This window comes from Bacillus sp. BD48, assembly GCF_046566805.1.
Classification (GTDB): Bacteria; Bacillota; Bacilli; order Bacillales; family Bacillaceae; genus Bacillus; species Bacillus safensis.
Map to the genome: position 1 here is coordinate 121,957 of NZ_JANGFM010000003.1, position 18,541 is coordinate 140,497.

At 40.8% G+C, this 18,541-nt stretch carries 17 protein-coding genes, 1 other RNA gene and 1 riboswitch; of the genes, 4 read left to right on the top strand and 14 right to left on the bottom strand.

Going from position 1 to position 18,541, the window contains the following annotated elements:
- A complete protein-coding gene (locus ACLGGR_RS10525) occupies positions 1–672 on the bottom strand; it encodes a ribonuclease H family protein (RefSeq protein ID WP_410973049.1) in 672 nt (223 codons plus the stop codon).
- Positions 673–766: 94 nt separating this feature from the next.
- Here ACLGGR_RS10525 and ACLGGR_RS10530 point away from each other — a divergent pair, with 94 nt between their 5' ends.
- The 3 genes from ACLGGR_RS10530 to ACLGGR_RS10540 are packed head-to-tail and all read left to right on the top strand — an operon-like array spanning position 767 to position 2,021.
- Positions 767–1,456 (top strand): queuosine precursor transporter, encoded by a 690-nt coding sequence (locus tag ACLGGR_RS10530; RefSeq protein WP_024422750.1) that lies wholly within the window; start codon positions 767–769, stop codon positions 1,454–1,456.
- 1 nt (position 1,457) lies between these two features.
- Positions 1,458–1,853, top strand: a complete 396-nt coding sequence (locus ACLGGR_RS10535; RefSeq protein WP_410973050.1) for a reverse transcriptase-like protein — start codon at positions 1,458–1,460, stop codon at positions 1,851–1,853.
- 42 nt (positions 1,854–1,895) lie between these two features.
- Positions 1,896–2,021 carry a hypothetical protein gene (locus ACLGGR_RS10540; RefSeq protein WP_003215584.1) on the top strand — a complete coding sequence of 42 codons (126 nt, stop codon included), beginning with the start codon at positions 1,896–1,898 and terminating at the stop codon, positions 2,019–2,021.
- 19 nt (positions 2,022–2,040) lie between these two features.
- Here ACLGGR_RS10540 and ACLGGR_RS10545 read toward each other — a convergent pair whose 3' ends face one another.
- The 6 genes from ACLGGR_RS10545 to ACLGGR_RS10570 all read right to left on the bottom strand — a co-directional run bounded on the left by ACLGGR_RS10545 (position 2,041) and on the right by ACLGGR_RS10570 (position 9,016).
- Complete coding sequence (locus ACLGGR_RS10545; RefSeq protein ID WP_410973051.1) at positions 2,041–2,928, bottom strand: 5'-3' exonuclease; 888 nt, start codon at positions 2,926–2,928, stop codon at positions 2,041–2,043.
- Positions 2,929–3,205: 277 nt separating this feature from the next.
- The gene (locus ACLGGR_RS10550) at positions 3,206–3,469 is read right to left on the bottom strand and encodes a YpbS family protein (protein ID WP_041085809.1); all 264 of its coding nucleotides are present in this window, start codon (positions 3,467–3,469) and stop codon (positions 3,206–3,208) included.
- Between the two features lie 41 nt (positions 3,470–3,510).
- Positions 3,511–7,104, bottom strand: coding sequence for a dynamin GTPase (dynA, locus tag ACLGGR_RS10555; RefSeq protein ID WP_410973052.1), 3,594 nt, complete (start codon positions 7,102–7,104; stop codon positions 3,511–3,513).
- Between the two features lie 133 nt (positions 7,105–7,237).
- Positions 7,238–7,345: a Fur-regulated basic protein FbpC gene (gene fbpC, locus ACLGGR_RS10560; protein WP_306299200.1), complete on the bottom strand. Its 108-nt coding sequence runs from the start codon at positions 7,343–7,345 to the stop codon at positions 7,238–7,240.
- A gap of 64 nt (positions 7,346–7,409) precedes the next feature.
- Positions 7,410–7,919: an isoprenylcysteine carboxyl methyltransferase family protein gene (locus ACLGGR_RS10565; protein ID WP_410973053.1), complete on the bottom strand. Its 510-nt coding sequence runs from the start codon at positions 7,917–7,919 to the stop codon at positions 7,410–7,412.
- Entirely contained in the window at positions 7,916–9,016 is a 1,101-nt protein-coding gene (locus ACLGGR_RS10570; protein ID WP_410973054.1) for a type III polyketide synthase, read from the bottom strand. Before ACLGGR_RS10570 ends, ACLGGR_RS10565 begins: the two co-directional genes overlap by 4 nt.
- 575 nt (positions 9,017–9,591) lie before the next feature.
- On the opposite strand from ACLGGR_RS10570, the gene ACLGGR_RS10575 reads away from it, so the two are divergent.
- Positions 9,592–10,446, top strand: coding sequence for a polysaccharide deacetylase family protein (locus ACLGGR_RS10575; protein ID WP_410973055.1), 855 nt, complete (start codon positions 9,592–9,594; stop codon positions 10,444–10,446).
- Positions 10,447–10,638: 192 nt separating this feature from the next.
- On the opposite strand, the gene pbuX is transcribed toward ACLGGR_RS10575, so the two are convergent.
- From pbuX to rnpB, 7 genes are all read right to left on the bottom strand, one after another.
- Positions 10,639–11,958, bottom strand: a complete 1,320-nt coding sequence (gene pbuX / locus ACLGGR_RS10580; protein ID WP_044333266.1) for a xanthine permease PbuX — start codon at positions 11,956–11,958, stop codon at positions 10,639–10,641.
- A complete protein-coding gene (gene xpt / locus ACLGGR_RS10585; protein ID WP_142945847.1) occupies positions 11,955–12,539 on the bottom strand; it encodes a xanthine phosphoribosyltransferase in 585 nt (194 codons plus the stop codon). Before xpt ends, pbuX begins: the two co-directional genes overlap by 4 nt.
- A 117-nt stretch (positions 12,540–12,656) precedes the next feature.
- A riboswitch (purine riboswitch) is annotated at positions 12,657–12,756 on the bottom strand.
- A 136-nt stretch (positions 12,757–12,892) separates the two neighbouring features.
- Entirely contained in the window at positions 12,893–14,398 is a 1,506-nt protein-coding gene (locus tag ACLGGR_RS10590) for a carboxypeptidase M32 (RefSeq protein ID WP_025093083.1), read from the bottom strand.
- A gap of 125 nt (positions 14,399–14,523) precedes the next feature.
- Positions 14,524–16,461 (bottom strand): ATP-dependent DNA helicase, encoded by a 1,938-nt coding sequence (locus ACLGGR_RS10595; protein WP_410973056.1) that lies wholly within the window; start codon positions 16,459–16,461, stop codon positions 14,524–14,526.
- 75 nt (positions 16,462–16,536) lie between these two features.
- A complete protein-coding gene (locus tag ACLGGR_RS10600) occupies positions 16,537–16,734 on the bottom strand; it encodes a hypothetical protein (protein WP_048239368.1) in 198 nt (65 codons plus the stop codon).
- A gap of 105 nt (positions 16,735–16,839) precedes the next feature.
- Positions 16,840–17,994 carry a THUMP domain-containing class I SAM-dependent RNA methyltransferase gene (locus tag ACLGGR_RS10605; RefSeq protein ID WP_410973057.1) on the bottom strand — a complete coding sequence of 385 codons (1,155 nt, stop codon included), beginning with the start codon at positions 17,992–17,994 and terminating at the stop codon, positions 16,840–16,842.
- A gap of 109 nt (positions 17,995–18,103) precedes the next feature.
- An RNA gene (gene rnpB, locus ACLGGR_RS10610) (RNase P RNA component class B) lies at positions 18,104–18,489 on the bottom strand.
- Positions 18,490–18,541: the final 52 nt, after the last annotated feature.

Consider the following 18,541-nt stretch of genomic DNA (forward strand, 5'->3'; position numbering starts at 1 on the left):
TTATTCAGCTCCGTCTGCTTCTAATTTCAATTTACTTTCGATTGGGACGTCTGCAAGCATCTGCCTTGCAAGCTGATCCGCTTCTGCATTTTGTTTACGATCGATGACTTCATAGGTTGGCGTGAGCCTCAGCTCCTTTAAAGCCGCTTCAATCCGGTCGAGCCATTTGTTATGTACATCATCATAACAAGGCCATTCTCCTTTTAACTGATTCATGACAACAAGTGAATCGCCTCTAATCGTGACAGAATTTCTGCTTGCCCCAAGGTCTTTTAAAGCTTTTACTGCCTCAAATAAAGCTGCATACTCTGCTTCATTATTGGTGATTCCTTTGAAGGGCTGATTTTTTCTTAAACGATAAGCATCTTCTCCGAGCTTATAGTAGACGACAACCCCAAGACCAGAGTCGCCTGTTTCTTTGTGAAAACTTGCATCAAAATAGACCTGAAGCTGATCAGGTTCAAGCTTTAGTTCTTCATTTAGTTTTTCAAGCTCTTTAATAGACCACATCGCCCCTTTTTCATCTTCAAATGATAGGAGTGACTGTGGTTCTTTTTTGTCGATATGTTTTGCTAAAATTAAGGCCTCTCTTAGCTCCATCCAATCTTCTTGGAATAAAGCAATGGACCCAATGGATTTCACTTTCATTGTATAGTGTGCTCTTAATTTCATTGATCACATCGCCTTCCCGTGCTTTTAAGGTAAACATACGTTATGCTATAATCAAAAAGTTACATTTTACAATGAGAAAGGAAGTTCATGTCACTTGTTTAATGAAGGTATTTGGATCTTATTTGCAATCATTAATTTTATCATTGTTCTTCTATTTTATAAAGGATTTGGCAAGATGGGCCTTTTCGTCTGGATTGGCTTTGCGACGGTTGCTGCCAATTTACAAGTGGTCAAAACCGTTGAATTGTTTGGCTTAACAGCAACACTTGGAAACATTTTATATGGCAGTGTGTTTTTTGCAACGGACGTATTGAATGAAAAATATGGACAAAATGAAGCGAGAAAAGCTGTCTGGATTGGTTTTGCCACTCTTTTAACGCTAACCGTTGTCATGCAGGAGGCTTTGCTATTCCATCCCGCTCCATCCGACATTTCTCAAACATCTCTAGAAACCATATTTGGCTTTATGCCAAGGGTCGCACTAGGCAGTCTTGCTGCTTATATCATCAGTCAAATGTTAGATGTTTATGTATATTCGTTTATTCGCCGGATATTTCCTTCCGATGGTGCGCTCTGGGTGCGCAACGCTGGAAGTACGATGATTAGCCAGCTGCTTGATACACTGATCTTCACAACCATTGCCTTTCTTGGCACCTATCCATTTCATGTATGGATTGAAATCTTCATCACGACTTATGTGATTAAATTTATCGTCGCCGCGATTGCGACACCATACGCGTATGCAGCGAAAAAAATGGTTCCGCTTGATGAAAGGGTGAAATAAATTGCCAGCTGAAATATACATTGATGGTGCTAGTGCAGGTAATCCAGGTCCTTCTGGCATCGGCATTTTCATTAAATATGATGGAAAGGCAGAATCTTTCTCGATTCCTCTCGGATCAATGAGCAATCACGAAGCAGAATTTACCGCTCTCATTGAAGGGATGAAAATCTGCGTAGAAAAAGGACTGCGTTCCGTTTCGTTTCGAACAGATTCACAGGTAGTTGACCGTGCGGCCAATGCAGGATTTGCAAAAAATCCAGCCTTTCAGCATTTTATAAAAGAGATGATCGAGATTCAAAGCCAGTTTGATTTATTTTTCATTAAGTGGATTCCAAGCAAGGAAAATCAAGTAGCTGATCAGCTCGCTAGAAAAGCGATTCACCTTTCTAAAGGATGAATCGCTTTTTTTCGGTTATGCTAATGTATGAGGTGATACTGATTGGATAAAGAGAATAAAGGTCGTGTCACAAATGGGACAACCCCTCAAGGTGATGCGCAAACAAAAGATAAGCAGCCACTATCTCAGCTCGAAAATAGAGCGAAGAAAAGCAATACAAAAAGATGACCTTAGAGATCAGCTTAGCTTAGCTGATCTCTATTTTACTTAATTGATTCACCATCGGTTCAATCCCTTTGATTTGATGGTATCGCAGCATGGAAGCAGCTCGTTCTTGATTGATGTTCATTTTCGTCTCATTAATTGGACAGCTCAGCGGGACATCACATTTGATCTCTGCCAATAGACGGGAGAGCTTCAAATCTTCTAATCCTGCTTGCATTTTCTTTTGCTGTGCAGCCGTTAGTTCATGAACATTTTCTAATAACCCATCAATGGTTTGATATGTTTGAATAAATTTTAATGCTGTTTTTTCTCCGATTCCTTTGACGCCTGGGTAATTATCACTTGAATCCCCCATAAGTGCTTTCATATCGATCAGCGCCTTTGGAGAGATGCCCATTTCCTCTTCAAATATGGCTTTTGTAAAATGCTTATAGTTCCCGATTCCTTTTTGCATTAGAGCAACAGTCACTTGCTCATTCAAAATCTGAAGCAAATCTTTGTCTCCAGTTAGAACAGTCACACGTGCTTCATTTTGATAGAGTGCCGCCAGCGTGCCGATACAATCATCTGCCTCAAAGCCCTTTAAACCAACGTTTACAATTCCTAATTCTTCTGTCGCTTCCTTTGCTAAATCGAATTGCGGAATGAGCTCGACAGGTGCCTCTCCTCGATTTGCTTTATAATCTTGAAACAATTCATTTCGGTATGTTTGGCTTCCCATATCCCAGCAGCAAACAATATGAGTTGGCTCAAATGTCTGAACAGCGGTTAATAAATGCTTCAAATAGCCATTCACTCCATTCGTCGGGACACCGTGATCATTTATCATAAAATTGCGATGGACAGCCGTTGCATAGAACGATCTGAACAGAAGCGCCATGCCATCAACAAGCAGTACGTGTTTATTCATTCTTATAAACTCCCTTTTTCAAAACAATACTCCTATTCTATCACAGAACATCGAATTCGACATAAAAAAGGCGCCCTCTTCTTTTGAAAAAGAAGTGGCACCTGGAGATTACTTTTGACCGTATTGCATTTTTTTCGATTCTGCTTCTGCGTAGGACGGCATCTCTTTTTGTTTAGGGTTACGCTCATCCTGCTTTTTTGCATGTTGCTTTTTTTCCATCATCATTCCCCTTTCTCGGTTCACTTGTTAAGATGACCAAAAAAGAGAAAGTTACTCTTTACTTCTGTTTTCGTTCGACATACTCCCTGACCATATCAATCGTGACATGCTTACGCAGCGGAACAATACCGCCTCGTGCAAGCTCATTCATTTTCGAGGTAATCGCATTGATATCGTCAGTTGTAAATGGTTCGTTTTGCTCACACTTGAAAACAGCAGTCTCTATTGCCTGCTCTCTTTTCTGCTCAAGCGCAAGAAACGACTTGATATGAGCATTCTGTTTTTGTGAATGTGCGGAAATCTCTTCGTGTACGCTCGTCATTTTTTATCAGCTGCTTTCTTTTTTATATAGTCTATCATGAATCAAATGGTTTTCAACTGGTTCTTCCATTCATTTGTTTGCTTGTATACTTGTTCTATCATCGCCTGCTCTTTCGCATCTGTCGTCAAGCTCATGATAAATGTTTGTTTTTGTTCACTCAGCTGCTTGAGCGCTTCTGTTTCATATCTTTCAGTAAAGGTCTTCACCATCATATCGTATCTGCTCTGTAATTCTTCCTTTTCTTTATCTGCCCATTTCGTCGTTAACTGGAAAAGGACATCTCGAATCGCTTCAATAAACGCTGCCTTCCCGTTTTGTTCAAAGAATGCTTTCGCTGATTTTTGCTTCTTTAAGAGCGGTTCAAACGGCGTCAGGTCCGCTTCCACTTCAATTTGTTTCAGCTCTGCATTTTTCTCATCCGGCGGCGACAAACGGAGAGAAAAGTAAGGATCTTCTGCACATGCAGCCTGTAATCCTTTCTCCCACTCCTCTTTGAAATATTGAGTGATAAACGATTCCATTCGAATATCAAGCGCCTTTAGCTCCTGTACAAATTCAAATTCATAATCCTTTAGCGCCTGTTCAAGCGCTTTTTTCAACTCCTGCCTGAAGTCCCCTTGAGATATTCCAGGATAAAAGGCTGTCTTTAACAGATCATTTGCATAAAGTGACAAGCGCTGAACAATGTGGTAAAGCTGCTCGTGCAAGTCCTTTTTCACACTTTCTGTCACTAGCTTAGATCGTTTGATATGGCTCATTTGATCAACGATCGCTTCATAGGATGTGTCTATCTTTTTCTTTTCCGCTTGCTTTTCATCTTCTGACTGATGCAGTGTCTCATGTAGCTTGTCAACTGTTCTACATAATGTACTGGCTTCAAAATACAGAAGCTCAATCGCATCTTTCGTTAATTCTTCCTCAATAAAATAGTCGAGCTGTGTTCTAAGCTGTGCATACTGGTTATAAGGCGACTGCCCCTTTCCTTCGATCTCTTCCTTACTCGATACATGATGAAGGTTTGGATGCCGTATGCCTTCTTTTGTGAGCTCATTTTTTACATAGTCAAAGACGGTTTCAAGCTCTGCTTGATCCTTTGCGAGATCAGCTGCATTGATAATAAAAAACATCTTATCCATGCTAAATGAATCTTTTACAAGCCCGAGTTTGCGTAAAAATGACCGGTCTGCTTTTGAGAAAGAATGCTGGTAGTAAGTTAAATAAAGAAGGGCATCAGCATCCTTCATATATTGAAAGGCAATCTCTGTATGACGTTTATTCATACTGCTGGCGCCTGGTGTATCAACAATGGTCAGTCCTTTATCTGTTAAAGGTGTACTTAAATACACCGTCACTTCCTTTACCACACAAGAAACAGCCTCTTCAGCCACATATGGCTTTAATTCTTTCAGGGTGACATTGTGCGGCGTTTGTTTATGAATGTAATCACGAAACTTATCATGAGCATTTAAAAAATGTTCAACAATGATACGGTGATCCTGTTCAAGCTCTCTTTTTTTCAGCGTTCGCTCGAGTTTCGCTTGAAACGTAGCTCCCTTTTCTTCTGTTATAGAAAACCCGAGAATTTGATCGAGCTCCTCTAATATTTCCTGCTCGGTTTTGAACACCACTTTCACACTTTCATGCGGATAGTCTTCTGTCGGCCGCGTCAGCTTATTGATCGTGGCCGTCGTTGGTGTAGGAGATGATGGCAGCACCTTTCTCCCAACAAGGGCATTGGCAAACGAAGATTTCCCCGAACTAAAAGCACCGAATAAGGCGAGTGTAAATTCCTTCGCTTGCAGCCGCTTTGTTCGTTTTTCAAAAGACTTTCTTTGAGACTCAAGCGCGTTTAATGGCATTAACATTTGAGAAAGCTGCTCAAACTGGTCAATCGACTGCGCTGTCGTGATGTGCTGTGATTGACGCATTTGATCAAGCTCTGTCTGCTGATTTTCTTTCTCGATTTCTTCCGTATGAGTTGACGTTTGATGCTGCTTTAGCTCGTCATGCTGTACCCGATGTTTTTTCGCATAAAACCAATCTTCTTCAACCTGCTCATTTGTTCCGTTTTGCCATATATCCCAGATATGTTCAATATCTCTTCTGATTTGATCATTTTTTTCCATGCTTTGCTCCAGCGCTTGGAGCTCCTGAGCTGCCTGAGCCCATTTTTCTTGCTGCTTTCCCTCTTCATTCATGAGCTGGGTTTTCAGTATCTCGGTCATTTGTTCAATTAATGGTATTGCTTTCTGTTTGGTCTGTCTTTTCAGTGCTTCACCAGCATCTTTCGCATATTGCAAAACGTATTCATTTGAAAATGTTGCACCATGATGGATTACCTTTTCAAGCAGTGATTCTTCTACAGGTGTTTCAAATGCCATCACTTGATTTAATAACTCTTCACCAAGCTGATGCTTCTTGACTTCTTTTTTGAGCAGCTCCGCAATATGCCAATCCACTTCTGCTTTCATTCTTGCTTTGACATCTGCTAAGAAATCGTTCGCCCGCTTTTCTTTTTCCTGCTCGGTTTTATTTTTAGCGAACAGCAGTCCTACCTTAAAGCCTGGTGCTTTCGATTCAATATAGTCACTTGCGAGCTCTCTCATTTTAAATGGGGTTAGGTTTGCATTTTTTAAAATGTTCTCGACTTCAGAAGACACTTCATCTTCTAACTGTTTCGCTCCATTTTCAATAAAGCTTTTTTTCGCTTTAAGTTCCTTGACTTCTTTTCTTTTTTCTTGAAGCTGTAAATCAAGATCCTCTTCCTGTAGCTCTTCTTTTAACGAGCCAATATGTTCTTTTAAAACATGCTCTATTTTCTGCTCGGTATAGGCGCGAAGCGATGCTTTCGGCAATGTTTGTAATTCTTGCAGTTTCTCGATTAAACGAATCATTTCGTTTTTTGGATGTGACTCATCCGTTACAGATGTAAAGTATAGATGTTCTTCTTCAATGCCTTCTTTTTGAAGCATATCAACTACTTGATTTTTGTAGTCTTCAAACGCTGTCTCATGCTCATCATGTCGGTCGACTTGGTTTACGATGAAATAAAGATTTGGCACTTTCTCTTTAATGGAGCGAATGAAACGAATGTTTTCCTCCGAATGAACATGGTTGTAGTGAACGACATAAAAAAGAGCATCTGCTTGATGAAGAATAGACGCAGCAGATAAAAAGTGGGCATGATCCGTTGAATCAATTCCAGGCGTATCAATCAGTGCCACCTTTTCTTCCAGTCCTCGATAGTCACCGCTAATTTCCACCATTTCAATCTGTTCTCCATCTTTACAAAAACGCTGAACTGCTTCTATATCATAAGAACCGCTCATTTTTGCAAAACGGCCATCTGAGGTGTGAAGCTTTACTTCACTCTCCCCTTTCCTCACTACGACCAAGTTTGCACTTGTTGGGATTGGGCTCGTTGGCAGGATGTGATCATGAAGCAGATGATTCACAAGTGACGACTTTCCAGCAGAATAGTGGCCGGTAAATGCGATGTACACTTCTTCTTCTGCTTCCTTTTTAATAATCGATGCAAGTTTGGCTGCGCGTTCATGATCATCCCTTTTGAGAAGGCTTTGATATAAAGCACCTGTGGTTTGAACGAGCGAATCTCGAATAGACAAGTCTTTCATGACGATAAACCCCTTTGTTTTTAGAAAAGTCAGTTATGTATGTGATACCATTTTACACAAAATAAAGAGATTTTTCTTCTGATCTGAGGAAATAAAAAAAATCTGCTGCCCGATCAGTCGCAATTGACTGCGATCAGGAAGCAGATTTTTTAGAAACACCTTTTAATACGAAGCCAATTAATAGGCTGTATACACAGACCGTACCGAGTAAGAAAACCATTGTCATGTGATCACCGTCCATCCTTCGTGATTGAGAATGCTTATCATTAATGAAAGTGTATCACAATTGATAATGATTTTCAATATTAATTTAACAAATACTGATTGAGCGCTTTCTCTTCTGTTTGAATTCTCACGGCCATCATCCATGCATTTAAACATGAAAACAAAATGGCGGTAAAATAAGCATTAAACAAAAGCGGGATCAGCATAAGCTCAATCGCCACCACCACATAGTTAGGATGCTTTAACCAGCGATAAGGTCCTTTTTTAACAATCATCGCATTTGGTACAACTAAAATCTTTGTATTCCAATACGTCCCAAGAGAACATAATGCCCAGTATCGAATCACCTGTGTGGCCAGCAGAAAAACGAGCAGCACAAGAAAATAGCGCGACGGCGCCCTGTTTAACCCCGATACCTCAACCATGAGTGAGAGAAAAAACCCCGCGTGCATAGCGACCATATAAGGATAATGACTAGCACCGAATTCAATGGCACCGATCGCTTTCACTTTCTTTTCATTTCTTTTGGCCACTAGCATTTCAATAAGCCGCTGACAAACGAAGAAACCAATGACCATCCAAATGATCATGACAAGACCTCCTCCCATTTCATAAGCAGCAGCTCTGAGGAAAAGCCAGGGCCAAGCGCTCCGCAAAGACCCATATCTCCCGCTTCAGCGGATTGATGTTCAAGATAATGCTTGATGACATACAAAACTGTGGCAGAGGACATATTTCCGTGTTGTTTGAGTACTTCTTTTGATGAAAAAAGCTGATCCTCTTGTAAGGAAAGACTTTCAATATAGGCATCAATCACTTTTTTTCCTCCAGGATGGGCAAGAAAAACTGATAGGTCTTCTGCCGAATACCCTTGCTGCTCTAAAAATTGATCGACTTGCTCTTTTAACCAGCCTGAAATAATGGAAGGAATGTCACGGGAGAAAATAACCCGAAAGCCGTCACTTGTAAATTCCCAGCCCATTACATCCTCAGACTGTTTCATTGTGACGGATTGTGTACCAATCACTTTAGGGACTGTTTTTAAATGGGTATATTCAGATACACCTTTTTCTCCAGTTAAGAGTACCGCTGCTGTCCCGTCTCCGAACAAAGATGTACCGATTAAATTGCTTTTTGATTGATCTTGCGGCTGAAAGGTTAAACTGCACAGTTCACAGGCGACAACCAGCACCTTTGCTTCTGGAAATGCCCTTATGTATTCGTAAGCCCGGGACAACCCTGCCGATCCGCCTCCGCACCCTAATCCCCAGAGCGGCACTCGTTTCGTATAAGGCGAAAAAGGAAGAACGTTCATCAGTTTTGCATCAAGACTTGGTGTCGAAAGTCCGGTGCTTGAAATAAAAAATAATGCATCAATCTCTTCAAATGGAATCGGCTTTTTCAGGAACGCCTTCTCATGAAGACAATGTATGACCGCTTCTTTTGCATGAGCCAATGCTTTTTCCAAATAGAGATTGTTTTTCTCCTCAAAAGAGTGGTGCGTCTGATACCATTCAATTGGCTGCACAAATTGTCTACTCTCGATTTCTCCGTTTTGAAAAGCTCTCAGCAGCCGGTCGATATCTTTAAACGATCGTTTAAATTGAGATCTTGCAAAATCAGCTGCCTTTTTCTGATCCACATGATGTTTTGGCAGACTCGTTCCAACAGAAAGAATGTACGCCATCGGCTTCACCTCTTTTTTCGATTAATATCCCCTATCGAAAAAAGGATATACATGCCAAAACGTCACAATTCAGTCAAAATATTTTCCTCCGTCTAACTTTTTGTCTTGACGACAATTGATAAATATTGGATAATATAGGTGAAAACATGATGTAGTTTTCCTCCTTCACAGGTTCGTTCTAAGCCAAGCGAACCTGCTTTTTTTATGCAAAAAAACACCTCTAAAAGAGAAGTGTTCAGAACGTAGACAACCCCCCCCTTTTACTTATACAACACTTTCATACGGAATCTCCCCTTCGCTTCGCATTAATCGTTCGATCTGATGCTATCTTAGCGTATAAATATTAACGTTTCGATCATTATTCAGAATGATTTCATTTAAACATGAATGGATCACCTTTTTTTGCTGATCAACAAAAAATAATAACCATAAATTCCTAATTTATTTGAATTTTCTATATTAAAAGGATTTTTTCCACTATATACTTAATCAATATGATCACCAAGAAAAACAGTGAAAAAGACAGAATCTACTACATGATTCGGCTCAAAATTTAATTGACTGGAGTGATTGTAATGAAAAAGGTTTCCAAAAAAAAGACACCTTACAACACGGTACTTCTCTCGAAGGTAATTGGTTTAGTGCTTCTTACACTGTTTCTCTTTTTTATCTGGGATATGTCTAAAGCCCATTTGCAGGCGACAAATGGGCAAGAAAAAAATGTTGCCAGCAGTGACTTCCGTGACACAAGCATCAATCTGAAAGCAAAAGATCAGTCTACAAGAACATTGGATACACATTTTAAGACCAATCCAAACCAACAGGCAACGAATAAAACGGTCTTTTTAACATTTGATGATGGTCCTTCTGCTACATCAAATCAGCTGTTAAATGTATTAAAAGCACATCATGTGAAGGCAACGTTCTTCATGCTTGGACCGCAAATCCAAGCACACCAATCAGCTGTGAAAAGACTTTATCAAGAAGGACATCAATTAGGTCTTCATGGCATGACGCATGATATAAACCTCTTTTATCAGAACAGCGAGTCTCCCGCAAATGAAATGAGAGAAGCTCAGCGCATTCTTGCTTCTGTTACAGGCGTATACACCCGTCTTGTGAGAACACCCTATGGCAGTGTTCCAAATTTAACATATCATCAAAAAGTACGTTTAAACCAAAATGGCTTTATTTACTGGGATTGGACGATTGATAGCCTTGACTGGAGATATAAAAACTCACAATATGTTCCAGAGGTATTGAATCAATTGCAAATGTTTGAGAAAAATAAACCATGGGAACCAAAAGTTATTTTAATGCATGATCAACCCTCTACCACAAACTATTTAGATAGCCTGATTACACAGCTAAAAGCACGGGGCTATACATTTGCAGTCATTAACGAAACCATGCCGCCGGTACAACATTAATAGTGCTAATCACAAAAAGCCCGTATCCAAAAGATGCGGGCTTTCAGCGTGTAGACAAACCCTCACACGCTCCTTCTTAGGATCCTAGGACTTCAAAGGTTTTTTATCAAGCTAAAAAGAAGACAAAGAGCTAAAATAAAAGGTCATTTTAGCTCTTTGTCCATAATCTGAACCCCTCTCCAAGAGAGGGGTTTACATAACAGATTGCTTAGGTTCTTCTACCAGGTCATGCCCGGCTTCTTTTTTAAAAGGAATCATGTGATAAATTATATGAAGCAAAATTGCGGTAAAGCTTCCGGCCACAATGCCGTTACTTGTTAATAATTTAATCGATTCTGGCAGATGCTCAAACATTTGCGGTACGACGGTAACACCTAAGCCGATTCCCACAGAGCAAGCAACAATCAGCAAGTTCTCCTGCTTTGCAAAGTCCACGCGCGAGAGCATTTTAATCCCGTATGCAATGACCATGCCAAACATGGCAACCATTGCACCGCCAAGAACTGACTTTGGAATAATCGTCGTAAAGGCAGCGATTTTAGGAAAAAGACCAAATAACATGAGCAATGCCCCTGTTACGACAATGACTTGGTTTTTCTTGACGCCTGTTAACTGGATCAATCCAACGTTTTGCGAGTAGGCCGTGTACGGAAAAGCATTGAAGATTCCGCCTAATAACACAGCAATCCCCTCTGCCCGATAGCCTTTAGCCAAATCCTTCTCTTTTAATGAACGGTTTGTTAAATCACCTAGTGCGAAATAAACGCCTGTTGATTCAACTAATGACACAATCGCAACTAACGTCATGGTCATGATCGGTGCAAATTCAAAGGTCGGCATACCGAAATAAAATGGCTCAATCATGCGGAAAACCTGGGCGTTTGCCACCTCAGCTGTCTCCACTTTTCCCATAAACGCAGCAACTGCTGTCCCAAGAAGAATACCGATTAAAATGGCAATCGCCTTCATAAACCCTTTCGTGAATCGATAGAGCAGTACAATGATAAACAGCACAAGAAAAGCAAGCCCTAGATTCTCAAAAGAACCATAATCCGCACTTCCTTCTCCTCCTGCCATATTATTCATCGCTACAGGAATAAGGGTGATACCAATAATAGTGACGACAGAACCTGTTACAACAGGCGGGAAAAATTTCACAAGCTTCCCAAAGAAAAAAGAAAGAAGAATGATAATACATCCAGAAGCGATAATACTTCCATAGATAGACGAAATTCCATACTTAGAGCCAATTGCAATCATAGGAGATACCGCTGTAAATGTACAGCCTAATACGACAGGCAGACCGATCCCAAAGAAGCGGTTTTTCCATACTTGAAGCAATGTGGCAGCCCCGCACATGAAAATATCCGCAGAGATTAAGTAAGTCAGTTGTGCAGGCGTGAGCCCAAGCGCATCTCCAACAATGAGCGGCACAAGAACAGCCCCTGCATACATCGCCAGTACATGCTGAATGCCCAGCGAGAGCGTTTTGACTTTTTTAGCGGCACTCATGATTGTACCTCCCGTACAAACGTGACTTTCCCTTCCTCAAGTGATTCAATACGTGCGAGGGATTCGACGCGGTAGCCCATTTGCAAAAGCGCATTTCTTCCGGGCTGGAATGACTTTTCAATGACAATGCCAAATCCAGCTACTTTCGCCTTCGCCTGCTTTGCAATCGCAGCAAGCCCTTTTGCAGCTTCACCATTTGCTAAAAAGTCATCGATGATTAACACACAATCATTTTCACTAAGATGCGTATTTGAAACAGCAATCGTGCTTTCTACTTTTTTCGTAAAAGAGTACACACTGGCTGTTAACAGGTTATCCGTTAATGTGAGTGATTGACGTTTTCTTGCAAATACAACAGGTACTTGAAGAGCAAGCCCAGCCATCACAGCAGGCGCGATGCCTGAGGATTCGATTGTGATGATTTTTGTAATGCCATCATGCTTAAATAATCTAGCAAACTCTTGCCCGATCTCATGCATTAACACAGGATCAATTTGATGATTTAAAAAAGCATCTACCTTTAACACTTGATTTGACAGAACGATTCCTTCGTTCTCAATTTTTTGACGTAACAATTCCATCATTCTTCCCCCTAGCATATTGGCAAACATTCAATTTTTTGCATAAAAAAAGCATTGCTGTCCATGAGGAGCAAGCAATGCGAAAACGATCCACAGATCTTCAGCTCAAACAAGAGCTGTTTCATTTTGCTCACTCATAGTCGGACTGTATCGGTGTCCGGTAGAAACTTGCGTGCCATCATCACGCGATTATATGAGTGTTATAGTGTTCAAATTATAACAAGATTTCAGACGCTTGGAAAGCACTTTTCCAGAAAAATACCGAACTAAAATAATAGATCAGCGCAAAATGTTCGTTTTTAGAATATTCAAGCATCAAAAAAGCACCCCTCTCATGAAAGGGTGCCCTTCTTTTATGATAAATACAGTTTCGTATATTTATCCGTTAAGTAGTCGATTAAATATTGAACATTTAATTCTTCGCCTGTTGCATCTTGAATGATTTCAGATGGCTTTTTCCGTTTTCCATGCTGGTGAACATGTTCCGTCAGCCATTCTTTTATCGGTGCAAAAGACCCAGTTTGAATGAGTTCATCAAAATTTGGTAAATCTTTGATCATTTGCTGCTTTAATTGCGCCGCATACATGTAACCAAGGGCATATGAAGGGAAATATCCAAAGCTTCCATCAGACCAGTGAACATCCTGCAAAATACCGAGTGCATCATTAGGAGGCGTAATGCCCAGATACGCTTGATATTTTTCATTCCAAAGTGCAGGCAGATCTTCAACCGCTACTTCTTCATTGAAAATGGCTTTCTCAATTTCATAGCGGATGATAATGTGAAGCGGATACGTCAGTTCATCGGCTTCTATTCGAATGTAAGTCGGCTTCGATTCATTCACTGCATGAACAAAGTCTTCTAAGGAAACATCTTTAAATTGCTCAGGAGATGCTTCTTGCAGCTTTTGATAATACGTTTTCCAGAAATCTTCGTGTCTGCCGATAAAGTTCTCAAAGAAAAGAGACTGTGATTCATGGATACCCATCGAAGTGCCATCACATAAAAGTGTTCCGCTTAGTGCTTCATCAATGTTTTGCTCATAGATCGCATGACCACATTCATGAATCGTGCCAAAGATCGCCATTCGAAAATCATGTTCATCATAACGGGTCGTCACACGTACATCGCCTCTGCTTAATGTCACTGCAAATGGATGGACTGTCGTATCAAGGCGGCCTGCGTCAAAGTCATATCCTAATTCTTTTAAGAAAAAGAGGCTCAATTCCTTTTGTTTATCAATTGGAAAGCTTTTCGATAAAAATGAAGTATCTGGCTTATTAGGAGATGCTTCGATTTTTTTCACGAGAGGAACGATGGCGTCACGAAGTGCACCAAATTTTTGATCAAGCTGTTCAACCGTCATATCTGGCTCATAGTTATTGAGCAGCACATCATAAGGCGTTTTTTTCACGCCCCAATATTGGATGAAACGCTTGTTAAAGTCAATGAGCTGTTTTAAATATGGTGCAAAGAGAGAAAAGTCTGATTTCTCCCTTGCTTCTACCCAAACATGCTCTGCTTTTGATTGCAAAATCGAGTATTCTTTAAATTCTTCTTTCGGAATTTTACTGTTTTCATCATATTCTTTTTGTGATAATTCGAGCGCCTTCTGTGTATCTTTTGACAGTTCATCTCGATGTTTGTTTAATGCAAGAAGAAGATCTCTCATTTCATCAGAAGTCTTCATATTAAAAATATCACTTGATAATTGACCGATCGTTTCAGCTCTAAAATCCGCACTTTTTTTAGGTGCTTGTGTTCTAGAGTCCCAGTAAAGTAAATGGAGCGCCTCTGTATAATGGGCGATTTTCCCTAGTAATTGATAAAACGCTTTCTCAGTTGCTTCAAGACTCATGCGTTTGTTCCCCCAATCAATAAAATATGTATGTACGTTTCAAGGCTACTTCAATGAATGTTCTTTTGTCAATGAAAAAGGAGGATACACAGTGGTATCCTCCTCATTTGCAAGTTTTGAGCTATTTAAGATGTGATGATGGGCTTCACCGGCAGGACAGATTCAATTTTACTTTGAAGCTCAGTATCTTCCTTACGATCAAAGTAAATATGAATGCTTCCTGCATCTTGGCTTGTCCGGATCAGTCTTCCGATACCTTGGCGTAAGCGAAGCAGCATATACGGAAGGTCAACTTCAGCATGTGCATCCTTTGCTTCATTCCGTTTCGCTTCAAATACCGGATCATGAGGCGGATAAGGAAGTCCCCAGATGATCACATTCGTTAATGATTGACCTGGAATATCAAGCCCTTCCCACAGATGAACTGAGCATAACACGGATGTCTCATCAGCTTGGAACTTTTGAACAATCGTGCTGATTTCCTCGTCTCCTTCAAAATATACGTCAAACGGCAGTGATTCATTTGCTGCTTCAAGCTGTTTTCTAAAGAAATGGAGTTCGTCAAATGAAGGGAATAATGTCAGAGATCGTCCTCCATTTTCTTTCAGCTGAGTAATCACTTGCTGTGCTTTTGCCTCTTGCTCAGCGAGCTGCTGAATTCCGTGGAAATAAATCTTCATTTGTTCATCGTAATCATACGGCGAAGCGACACTCATTGATAAGTAATCTTTAATCCCAAGACTTTCAGCTAAATAATCAAAGGATTGATTCTCAGACAATGTAGCGGAAGAGAAAATATATGGTCTTTTTTGCGAGAATACTTTTTCGCCAAGTACCTCTGCAACCGTCTTCGGCATCACAACAAATGTTGTATCTAATTCCTGTTTTTCCAGCCAGCTAATGGCATTTTTTTGATAAAGCGATAAAGAATACGCCATTTGTTCAATGTATTCTTCCACAACAGATAATTCGTATTGATCGATCGTGTACATCTCAGATTCAAACACGAGCGCTTCTCCGATTTTTTCAAGCAAGTCACACAATTCACTTGCAGAACGCTTCACCTCATCCACACGCCCAATTTCAAGCCGGTGCGAGCCTTTGACTTCTTTGGCATGTGTTTTTAAGAGATAAAAGAACTCATCGTTTGTTGCAAGTGCATCTTCAACAAGCTCTGCAAATTCTTCGCGTATGTCGTTTTGCAAAAGACGTTCCAAAAATGTTTCGAGCGTTGATTGCTTCACTCGGTAAGTTAACGCTTTTTGTGCGGCAAACTCGAGAAGATGTCCTTCATCAAATACAACGGAGCTATGCTCAGGAAGCAGCGGAAGCTGGCCCTCACGTTTTCGGGATTCCTTCGTCCACACATGCTCCATGTAAAAATCATGTGAACAAATAATGAGGTCTGTCGCTTTCCGGTAATGATCTCTTGATAAATTCAGACCGCAGCGATGACGCATGTCGCACGTCAGGCAGTCCTGAAACGAGTCATAGCCAATTCGTGACCATTCATCATTTGATAATTCTGGATACTCTTTTCGATCGCCATACGGATAAAAGGTTTGCATGCCATGAGATTCATGGACAAATGAAGGCAGTGATTCATAAATATCAAGCCATTTTTCATCATCTTCACGCTGCATCGTTTTCTCTAGTTTTTTTAAGCATAAATATTGATCATGCGATTTACTTAATCTCGCATCTATTTGAATATCAAGGTGATTGGCAATTTTATAGAGATCACCTTCTTGTTTCACGAGCTGTTCAATTAACGTTTCGTCCGCACATGCAATAATCGCAGGCTTTCCTGTATACCTTGCATATGTGACGGCAAATAAGAGATAGACGATGGTTTTGCCTGTGCCTACCCCAGCTTCGGCAAACATCACACTTTTTTCTTTAAAGGCTCTTTCTAGCTGAAAAGCCATGAATATTTGTTCATCTCGAAGATCAAAGCCCTTTTCTGGCAAAATGTCATAAAACACATCACCAATCCAGTTGCCCAGTTCTTCGTAAAAATTATGTTCTTTTGATAATGAAAAAGGCAAACGAGATGCTGTCACCTGCTTCAACCCCCAACTTTTGAATCATTCAGACATTCAATAGTACCATTTACGCTGGGGAAAAACAATCTTTTTTTATGAGCGCAGGCGATGTTGATAGTTTTCCTTCATTAAAAAGGCATGCTCAGAACGTTCTATGTATGCCTGAGCCAGCGCCAAATCTTCGATGGCTGCCGTAAGCTGAGCAGATTGTCCACCTTCATGCCCTTCTATTTCTTGAGCAGTCGAATTGAGTGCTTTTTGGATTAACTGAATTTGATCATAATGAATCATGAAGACACCTCTTTTTTTAAAATCAAGTTCAGTTTATTCCGCCACGCGAGGAGTTATACCTTTTCAGCACAAAAAAGCCGCACCTTTTTTCGGTGCGGCCATTTATTACGATTCGGTTGTTTGCTTTCTAGGCGGGCGTTTCCCCCAATATTGATAATAGTCTGTTTTGATAAATCCGTTAAACAGTTTTCTCTTTTTCGTCGCTTTTCTTCCGAAGCACTCTTCGAATTTTTCGTGTGACGTTAAGATGTAAATGGACCAGGTGTCTAGGTTCTTAAATGCTTCACCCATTCCTTGATACATTTTTTCAACTGCTGGTTTATCACTCAGTCGTTCACCGTAAGGAGGATTTCCGACAATCACACCGTACTCTTCTTTTGTTTGAAAGTCTTTTACCTGCATTTGCTTAAACTCAATCAGTTCACTTAGTCCTGCTTCTTCTGCATTCATTTTTGCAATGTCTACCATACGATGGTCGATATCACTTGCAATGATCTGAAGCGGCTGATCATAGTTTGCTTTTTCTTCGACTTCCACACGCGCTTTGTTCCATACGTCTTCACCGATCCATTCCCATGATTCAGACGCAAATTCCCGGTTAAATCCTGGGGCAATATTTTGTCCTATCATGGCTGCTTCAATGGCGATTGTTCCTGATCCGCAGAAAGGATCTACAAACGGGCGGTCAGGTGTCCAGTTCGTTAATAAGACGAGCGCAGCAGCAAGCGTTTCTTTAATAGGTGCTCCGCCTTGATCTACGCGGTATCCGCGCTTATGAAGACCTACACCAGATGTATCAAGAGTAAGAACAGCTTTATCTTTTAAAAGAGCGATCTCGATTTTATATTCAGGTCCCGTCTCTTCAATCCATTCAGACTGAATGTTGTACGAGGATTTGAGCTTTTGCGCGATGGCTTTTTTGACGATGCGCTGGCAGTCCGGCACACTGGCAAGCTGAGATTTCACAGATTTACCGATGACAGGAAACGTACTGTTTTTCGGTAAATAAGCGGCCCAGTCAATCGCCTTTGTCCGTTCAAAAAGCTCATCAAATGTTTTTGCCGAAAATTCAGCAACTTGTACCTTGATGCGGTCTGCTGTACGCAGCCAAAGGTTTGCACGGCAAATCGCCAGAGCATCCCCCTTGAAAATCACTTTTCCGTTGTCGACTGTGCACTCATAGCCAAGGTCTTTTACTTCTTTTGCAACAACTGCTTCGATTCCCATTGGAGCTGTTGCGATGAGTGTATAGGTTTTCATTGATTTATCACCTGTTTTCTCGTCCTTTTATGTATTCAAGATAAAAGCTCTCCATATGTTGAAATAGGAGAGCTTTGTTTTCATCATGTTTATGATAACGGATATAACGTTCTGTAAGCCATGTTTTGTTCCATCGTACTGCAAACGGCAAATGCCTCGTACTCAGGTGGTAATCATCTATCTACAGAATTCTCTGTCCTTCTCTCCGTTTGGTTCCTTTGAGAAAGTTCCCCTACCAAGTTTGGGTTTCTCGCTCGAGGGGTTTACCGCGTTCCACTCTCACCATTTCTAGTGAGACTTCGTCACTGTGGCACTTTCAAGGATACTTTGCCATATCCTAAAAGGACGTAGGCATTTTTCCTGCCGTCAGCCTTTCCCAGGCTGCCCTGGCTTATTTTTTCGCCAGGCACGAACACTACGGGCATCTCAGCACCGTGCGAGCATGGACTTTCCTCTGCAATGCCCTAAACAGCATTACAGCGATTACCCGAACGTTAATCAACAAGCGTTATTATAAACGACAATGACATCTGGCACAAGCTTTTTC